9 protein-coding genes are annotated in these 8388 nt (G+C 64.4%); 6 read left to right on the top strand and 3 right to left on the bottom strand.

The features are described 5' to 3' along the window. Window positions 1-188 (top strand): hypothetical protein (locus QZY06_RS21650; RefSeq protein WP_295688222.1); only part of this gene is annotated, 188 nt, incomplete at its 5' end. Further along, window positions 185-1033, top strand: a complete 849-nt coding sequence (locus tag QZY06_RS21645; RefSeq protein ID WP_295688220.1) for a hypothetical protein — start codon at window positions 185-187, stop codon at window positions 1031-1033. The genes QZY06_RS21650 and QZY06_RS21645, both read left to right, overlap by 4 nt. Here the strand turns inward: QZY06_RS21645 and QZY06_RS21640 are convergent. Both QZY06_RS21640 and QZY06_RS21635 read right to left on the bottom strand, forming a co-directional pair. After that, window positions 1030-1692: a 4'-phosphopantetheinyl transferase gene (locus tag QZY06_RS21640; RefSeq protein ID WP_295688217.1), complete on the bottom strand. Its 663-nt coding sequence runs from the start codon at window positions 1690-1692 to the stop codon at window positions 1030-1032. The genes QZY06_RS21645 and QZY06_RS21640 overlap by 4 nt on opposite strands. Window positions 1693-1696: 4 nt before the next feature. Continuing rightward, a complete protein-coding gene (locus QZY06_RS21635) occupies window positions 1697-2602 on the bottom strand; it encodes an alpha/beta hydrolase (RefSeq protein WP_295688213.1) in 906 nt (301 codons plus the stop codon). Window positions 2603-2675: 73 nt separating this feature from the next. Here QZY06_RS21635 and QZY06_RS21630 point away from each other — a divergent pair, with 73 nt between their 5' ends. Further along, entirely contained in the window at window positions 2676-3536 is an 861-nt protein-coding gene (locus tag QZY06_RS21630) for a mechanosensitive ion channel domain-containing protein (RefSeq protein WP_295688211.1), read from the top strand. Between the two features lie 35 nt (window positions 3537-3571). After that, window positions 3572-4981 (top strand): DUF945 family protein, encoded by a 1410-nt coding sequence (locus QZY06_RS21625; RefSeq protein ID WP_295688208.1) that lies wholly within the window; start codon window positions 3572-3574, stop codon window positions 4979-4981. A gap of 374 nt (window positions 4982-5355) precedes the next feature. Here QZY06_RS21625 and QZY06_RS21620 read toward each other — a convergent pair whose 3' ends face one another. Then, window positions 5356-6573 carry an argininosuccinate synthase gene (locus QZY06_RS21620; RefSeq protein ID WP_295688204.1) on the bottom strand — a complete coding sequence of 406 codons (1218 nt, stop codon included), beginning with the start codon at window positions 6571-6573 and terminating at the stop codon, window positions 5356-5358. 166 nt (window positions 6574-6739) lie between these two features. On the opposite strand from QZY06_RS21620, the gene rnt reads away from it, so the two are divergent. After that, complete coding sequence (rnt, locus tag QZY06_RS21615) at window positions 6740-7429, top strand: ribonuclease T (RefSeq protein ID WP_295688201.1); 690 nt, start codon at window positions 6740-6742, stop codon at window positions 7427-7429. Between the two features lie 92 nt (window positions 7430-7521). Then, window positions 7522-8388: glucan biosynthesis protein (locus QZY06_RS21610; protein WP_295688199.1), on the top strand; the 867-nt coding region annotated here is incomplete at its 3' end.

Below are 8388 nucleotides of genomic sequence, written 5' to 3'. Positions count from 1 at the left end.
GCTTGCGCCGCGACCTGCCCGGCCGGGTGATCTTCGTCAGCCGTGACCGCATTCCGCCGGACAGCGTTGAATCGATCCGCTTGCCCGACGCCGGCCACTGGAGCGATGTCGAACGCATCCACTCGCCGTGGCTGCCGAGCGCCTCGTTCCGCATCGTCACCGAGCGTCTGGCGGATGGCCTGAAATGAACGAGCGGGCGATCTCCTTTGGCGAAAGCGGCGCGCTGTTCGGCATCATCGGCAGCCCCGAGATACCGGATCCGCAGCGTCCGGCGGTGCTGATCCCGAACACCGGCGTCATCCATCGAGTCGGCCCCAGCCGCATGCACGTCGAACTGGCCCGGGCGCTCGCCAGCGCCGGCCTGGTCAGCCTGCGCCTCGACAACGCCGGCCTCGGCGACAGCGAAATCGTGCCCGGCCGCAGCGATGCCGATTCGACGCTGGATCTCTGTGCCGCGATGGATGCACTCGACGCCCGCAACATGTCCACCGGCATCATCATTATCGGCAGCCACAGCGGGGCCTATGACGCGCATGAGGCCGCCCGGGTCGATCCGCGACTGATCGGTGCCGTGTTCCTCGACGGCTACATCCCCTCGACGCCACGCGCCTGGCTGAACCGGACGATGGCGCGCCTCACCGAGCGCAGCCGGCATCTGCCGCCGGAGCCGCTCGGCATCAGCCTGACGCCGAAATCCGGCAGCGCGCTGCACGATGTGCTGCCCAGCGAGATCCACTACTACGACGCGCCATCGCACTCGCGCATGGAAGCCGATCTGGTCGAGTTCATCCGCCGGCAGCTCTCCTTGCTCTACGTCTACACCGGCGATGTCGAGCACCAGTACACCTATGCCGCGCAGCTGATCGATGCCTTTCCGATCCTGCGCGGCTATCGCCACCTGACGATTCGCCAGATCCCTGAAGCAGACCACCATTTCATTCGCCGGGCCACCCGCGAAGCCTTGATCGATATGCTTGTCGACTGGGTGCTCGGCGTCGCTGCGCAGCGTCAGGCCAATCCCGAGACGCGCTAAAGCCGCCGCGCGGCCAGCAGGCTCAGCAGCAGGCCATCGAAGCGGCGCAGCTCGCCGGTCCACTCGAAGCCGGCCATCGCCTGTTGCGCGCGCGCCGATTTCGCTTCGACGGTGTAACGGTCCGAGTCGATCGAGAAGACGATCTCTACTTCGCTGAACTCCAGAAACAGGCCGCGCAAGGGCTGCAGGCATTTGTGCACGCACTCCTTGGCGCTGAAAGCCGGCAAGGCCCAGCGGGCGAGACCGCCGGGCAGTTCGGCGAGGCGGGCGCATTGCGCTTCATCGAGCACATAAGCGGCGGCATCGTCCGGCAGGGCGCGATCGATCTCGATATCGATGCCGAATGCCGCCCAATGCTGGGTCGAGGCGGCAATCGCGACCGCCGCGTCCCCGCAGTGGGCGATGCTGCCGGTCACGCCGTCCGGCCAGGACGGGGCCCCGTCGGCGGTGCGGCCGATCACCGCATCGACGTGACCCAGCTCAGCCAGGGCGGCGCGGGCGCAGACGCGACCCGCGATGAAATGGCCGCGGCGACGTTCGGCGACATCGACCACCAGCGTTGCTTCCGCTTCGGGCAAGACCAGCGCTTCATTGACCATCGGCAGCGGCGTCCAGCGACAGACGCTATCGGCCAGCCAGTCGATCGAGCGCAGGCTCATCAGCTCAATGCCGGGCCAGAAATTCCAGCACGTGCTTGGCGAAGGCGTCCGGCGCTTCCAGGTTCATGAAATGGCCGATGCCGGCCATGCGGACCGGTTCATAACCGGCCGAGAACAGGTGTTCGGAATCGCTGAACGAGCTGTCCAGGATGCAGCCGTCGTGCTCGCCGCGGATGACGCAGGCCGGCACCTGCGTCGGCTGCAGCAGGAACTGCCAGGCAACCTTCTTGAAAAACATGGCCGGGATCGCCCGGTAATAACCAAGTGCTGCCTTGAGCCGTCCCGGCTCGGCGTAGTTGGCCTTCATCGGAATCAGATAGTCGTCGTCCGGAATCCAGCCCGGAGACCAGCTGCGCGCGAGGTTCACCAGCCAGGCGAAATCGTCCTCGCGGATGCGCCGTTCGGGCCAGACCGGCAGCTGGAACTTGAACATGTAGTGCGAGGCCGCGAGCTGAGCGCGTGACGGCCGCAGCAGGAAGCGGCGCAGATGCGGCACCGCTGCGGTGACGATCGCGCGCACGCGATCCGGGCGCAGCGCGGCGGCGGCGTAAGTCATCACCGCGCCCCAGTCGTGGCCGACGATGAAGGCGCGATCGGCACCGAAGTGCTCGATCAGCGCCAGCACGTCCTGGCCGAGCGTTTCCAGGGAGTAATCACCGTCCTCGGGAATTTCGGTCGGCGCATAGCCGCGCGTGAACGGCGCCACGGCGTGATAGCCGGAGGCGGCCAGTTCGTGCAGCAGCGGCGCGAAGCTCCACGCGGTATCGGGAAAACCATGCAGCACCAGCACCAGCGGTGCCTCGGCTGCGCCGCTGGCAGGCGGCACTTCGAGGTAGGCGAACTCCAGACCATTGGCCTGGATGTAGCGCGGCGTCAGGGTGGCAGGGGCTTCGTCGGGGGTATCGCTCATCGGCATCGGCTGGGGTGGTTGCGGGGATCGGCCCGTTAAACTACCCGAACACACGCTATCCGCGGGAGTCGTCATGGATTTCAAGCTGGAACAACTCACCCAGCCAGAACGCTGGCTGGAACTCGGCCTGCCGGTGGTGCTGAAGATCGCCGTGGCGTTCCTGATCTTCTTCCTCGGCCGTTTCATCGTGCGGATGGCGGTGAAGGTGCTGCGTTCGGTGATGCACCGCGCCAATGCCGATCCGACCCTGACCGGCTTCCTGTGCAATGTCGCCTACGGTCTCGGCTATGCGCTGGTGGTGATTTCGGCACTCGGCCAGATCGGCATCAATACCAATTCGCTGGCGGCGGTCGTCGGTGGCGCCGCACTTGCCGTTGGCCTGGCCTTGCAGGGCCAGCTCAGCGCCTTCGCGGCCGGCGTGCTGCTGATCCTGTTCCGGCCGTTCCGGGTTGGCGACCTGGTCGCCGCCGGCGGCGTCTCGGGCACCGTCGAGGAGATCAAGATCATCCATACCGTGCTGCGCACCGCGGACAACCAGGAAGTGATCGTGCCGAACAACACGATCACCGCGGCGACCATCACCAACTACAGCGCCCGTAATACGCGCCGCCTCGACATCACCATCGGCATCGATTACGACGCCGACCTGAAGCTGGCGAAATCGATCCTCCAGGAGATCGTGCTCAATCATCCGAAGGTGCTGAAGTCGCCGGCGCCAACCGTGCAGGTGCGTGGACTCGGGCCCAGTTCGGTCGATTTCGCGGTCTGCCCCTGGGCGAAGACGGCGGAATGGGGCGACGTGCAGAGCGATCTGCTCGAGCAGATCAAGCTGCGCTTCGACGCCGAAGGCATCGCCATCCCGTATCCGCAGATGGATCTGCATCTGCGCAGCGATGACGAGCGCAAAACGCTGCCAGTGGAAAACCGGATCTGAAACGTCCACCCATTCAACCAAGGAAGTAGTCAGCGATGAAGGCAGCAGGTAAAGCAGCATTGGCGATCGGCATCATCGGCGTCGTCGCCGTTGCGGGGCCGTATGTGATTGGTTTACGAATCGAGTCCGCCTTCCGTGCCGGCATCGCTAGCATGAGCGAGCAGAGCCCCTACCCGATCCGGATCAGCCGCTACGAGCGCGGCTTGTATTCGGCCGCGGCCGAAACAGCGATCGAGATCGGGCTGCCGCCGGAAACCCATGCCCACGAAGAGGGGCATGAGAACGAAGCGCCGGCTGCGCCCAAGGTCGTGCAGCTGCGCTTGAATCACGCGATCAGCCATGGGCCGCGGCTCGACGGCCTACTGCGCCTGGGTCGCCTGATCACCACGCCGCAGCTCGATGACGATCTGAAGACCTCGCTGGCGCCGTTGTTCGGCGATCTGCCGGTGCTGACGTTGATCACCGATCTCGGCTTTGCCGGCGGCGTCAGCGGCAGCCTCCGGTCGCCCGCCGCCGACGCCAGTACGGCAAGTACAGAAGCGCTCAAGGTTCGCTGGGCGGGCATCGAATCGAGCTATTCGGTGGGCGGTGGCCACCTGCTGCTGCAACTGGCCGCGCCCAGCCTCGACATCACCGGCAACGACGGCAAGCAGGGTTCGTTCGGACAACTGGCGATGACCGCCGACATGACCCAGGTCGACGACAGCCCGCTGTGGATCGGCACTTCGACGATCACCCTCGCCTCGCTCGCGCTCAAATCCGGCGAGGTCACGTCGACGCTGAACCAGTTCGCGCTCAGTTCCGATACCAAACTGGTCGAAGGCGCGATCAACTCCGGCGTGCAGTTTTCGGCCACCAGCTTCGACACCGCAGGCACCCGGATCGACCAGCCTCGCCTGAGTGTCAGCTTCGACCATCTCGACGCGGCAGCGACGATCGCGATGTCGACCGCGGCCAATCGCTATCAGCAGACGCATGGCAAGGACGCGGCAGTCGATCCGGCCGCGATGATGGCCGAGCTGAAGCCGGCCTTGAGCCAGCTGGCGGCCGGCCATCCCGAGTTGCGCGTTGACGAGTTGTCGTTCGGCAGCCCGGCTGGCGCGGTGAAGGCCGAGGGCAGCCTGCGCTACATCGGCGATGCGAATTTCGACGACTTCTCGCCGCTGACCGACGTCGAAGGCCATGCGCAGTTCGACGCCCCGCTCGACACCGTCAATCTGCTGTTGAGCCAGAAAATCCGCGCCGATCTGGCCGGTAATGCCGGTGTCGCCCCCAACGAAGTGCCACAGGAAGTCATTGCCAGCGCGCTGCAGAACACTCGCGATGCCTTGATTGCGCAGGGCTTGTTGCTCGTCGACGGCCAACAGGCGATATGCGTCATGGCGTTCAAGGGCGGCGTGCTGACCATCAACGGCAAGGCGCTGGGCGCTGCTCCGGGCGGCTGAAAGACAAATCCCCGCCATGCAGAACATGGCGGGGATTGGGGTGCAGCCTAAAGCCGAGGCTTACTTCGCCTTCTTCTTGGCCTGCTTCTCGGCCTTCTTTTCCTTCATCGTCTTCAGCGGTGCTTTCTTTTCGGCTTTTTTACTGTCCATGCCTTTGGCCATGGTCGTGCTCCGGTGGTTGCGTGGTGGATGGAATCTAGCTGAGCTTAGCGCGCGTCGCGCGTCGCGCCAGTGCGACGACGCAAGCGGTTCAGACGGATGAATACTTCAGCGTCCTTCTGGTGCCGACCGATGCTACGCGGCGAGGAGCCCGTCGTGCTTTTCGACGGGATCGACGCCAAGGCATCGGGCGAGCGATCAGAAGGACAGCGCGATCAGCGCGCGTCGCGATTGGCGCCCGTCCGCAGGCGCAGCCCATTGAGGCGAATGAAGCCCTCGGCGTCCTTCTGATTGTAGGCGCCGCGATCGTCCTCGAAGGTCGACAGGCTGGCGTCGAACAGCGAATCCTTGGAGCGGCGGCCGAGGTTGTAGATCGCGCCCTTGTACAGCTTCAGGCGCACATCGCCGTTGACCCGCGTCTGGCTGTCGTCGATCAGCGCCTGCAGCATGCGGCGCTCCGGGCTCCACCAGTAGCCGTTGTAGATCAGGCTGGCGTACTTCGGCATCAGCTCGTCCTTGAGGTGCGCCTGTTCCCGGTCGAGGCACAGGCTTTCGATCGCGCGGTGCGCTTTCAGCAGGATCGAGCCGCCCGGCGTTTCATAGCAGCCGCGTGACTTCATGCCGACGTAGCGGTTCTCGACCATGTCGAGACGGCCGATACCGTGCTTGCCGCCGAGCGCGTTCAGACGATCGAGAATCTGGAACGGCGTGCCCGCCTCGCCGTTGATGGCGACGGCATCACCCCTCTCGAAGCTGATGGTGATTTCTTCGGCTTCGTTCGGCGCATCTTCCGGGTTCTTGGTCCAGCGCCAGATGCTGTCATCCGGGCTCCACCACGGGTCTTCGAGACCGCCGCCTTCATAGGAGATGTGCAGCGCATTGGCGTCCATCGAGTACGGGCTGCCACCGCCCGGCTTCTTGGCGATCGGAATCTCGTGCTTGGCGGCATAAGCGAGCAGTGACTCGCGCGAGTTCAGATCCCATTCGCGCCATGGCGCGATCACCTTCACGCCCGGCCATAACGCATAGGCGCCGAGTTCGAAACGAACTTGATCGTTGCCCTTGCCGGTGGCGCCGTGGCTGATCGCATCGCAACCGGTGCTGCGGGCGATCTCGACCAGACGCTTGGCGATCAATGGCCGGGCGATCGAGGTGCCGAGCAGGTACTCGCCTTCGTAGACGGCGTTGGCGCGGAACATCGGGAACACGAAATCGCGGGCGAATTCCTCGCGCAGATCGTCGATGAAGATTTCCTTGACGCCGAGCTGCTGCGCCTTCGGGCGCACGTGATCGAGTTCCTCACCCTGGCCGATATCGGCGGTGAAGGTGACGACTTCGCAGCCGTAGGTGTCCTGCAGCCACTTCAGGATAACGGAGGTGTCGAGGCCGCCGGAATAGGCGAGCGCGACTTTGCGGACCTGATTTTTGCTCATAAAATTCGGACGCTGGCAGCAAGGGACGGAGAAGGCGGCGAATTATAGCGATGCCAGACGATCAAGCTTGTGGCCGGACCCCGGCTCGCGGGCCATCCATGCCGCAGCGCGGCATCGCTGATCCCCCATCGGCTAAACTCCGCCCCGAACTCTCCCCCGGCATCCCATGGAACTCCCCCCCGCCCTGCGTGACGCGTTCAAGCCTGCGCCGCGTATTGGTCAGCGCTTTCGCGGCTTCCTGCCGGTGGTGGTCGACGTCGAAACCGGCGGCTTCAACAACCGCACCGACGCGTTGCTGGAAATCGCCGTGGTGCTGCTGAAGTTCGATCGCGACGGCAACCTGGTTCGCGATGTCACCCACGCTGCTCACGTCGAACCGTTCCGGGGCGCGAACATCGAGAAGGCTTCGCTGGAGGTCAACGGTATCGACCCGACCAACCCGCTGCGCGGCGCAATTCCCGAACGCGAAGCACTGGCCCAGGTGTTCAAGCCGGTGCGTCAGGCGGTGTCCGAGCATGGCTGCACGCGGGCGATCCTGGTCGGCCACAACGCCCATTTCGATCTCGGCTTCGTCAATGCCGCGGTCGGCCGCTGCGATATCAAGCGCAATCCCTTCCATCCGTTTTCGGCTTTCGATACCGCCACACTGGGCGGCGCGATCCTCGGCCAGACGGTACTGGCGCGGGCGCTGGAAGCGGCAGGCCTGCCGTACAGCACGCGGGAAGCCCATTCGGCGATCTACGACGCCGAGCGGACCGCCGATCTGTTCTGCCTGATGATCAATCGCCTGCGCGGCGTCTACGAATCCTTTCTGGCGCCAGCGCCTGCCACATCGGCGGTCACGTCATCCGTCTGAGCGCCTGCTCGGGCATGGCTCGTGCACAACCGTGGCTACGCTCGTGGTCACGTAAAATGCTCCGACGCTTTCCGATCACCGACCCCTACCTGATGAATTCGACCGACCGACGGCATGCCTCCTGGCTTGCCTTGCGCCTGCTGAGTGGGGCCTGCGCCGTTCTGCTGAGCTGTGCCGCCGTGCATTCCAGCCCGGCGCATGCCTTTGATCTGGATGATGTTTCTGCCAAAGCCAAAGCCTTGGCCGCGCAGCCGTTCGAGAAACCGGAAGGACGGTTGCCGAAAGCCCTGCAACAGCTCGGCTACGACCACTACCGCGACATCCGCTTCAAGCCGGATCGCGCGCTCTGGCATGCGGAAAAACTGCCGTTCGAATTGCAATTCTTCCATCAGGGCCTCTATTACGACCGGCCGGTGAAGATCAATGAGGTCAATGGTCGAGCTCTGCGCGAGCTGAAGTTCACGCCGGATGATTTCAACTACGGTGACAACAAGGTCGATGCCGAATCGTTCCGCGACCTCGGCTACGCCGGCTTTCGCGTCCATTTCGCGGTCAACACCCCGAAGTACAAGGACGAGGTGCTGGTGTTCCTCGGCGCCAGCTATTTCCGTGCGCTCGGCGCCGGCCAACGGTATGGCTTGTCGGCCCGCGGCCTGTCGATCGACACCGGCCTGATTTCGGGCGAAGAGTTCCCGCGCTTCACCGAGTTCTGGGTGGTTCGTCCGGAAGCCAATGCCAAGGAACTGGTGATCTACGCGCTGCTCAATTCGCGACGCGCCACCGGTGCCTACAAGTTCATCCTGAAGCCGGGTTCGGAAACGGTGATGGACACCAAGGCCCGGCTGTTCCTGCGCGAAAACGTCAGCAAGCTCGGCATCGCGCCGCTGACCAGCATGTTCTATTTCGGCGAGAACCAGCCGGCTGATCACGAGGATTACCGCCCGGAAGTGCATGACTCG

The organism is uncultured Nevskia sp., assembly GCF_903885465.1.
Lineage (GTDB): Bacteria > Pseudomonadota > Gammaproteobacteria > Nevskiales > Nevskiaceae > Nevskia.
This window is presented reverse-complemented; position numbering and strand designations above follow the sequence as displayed.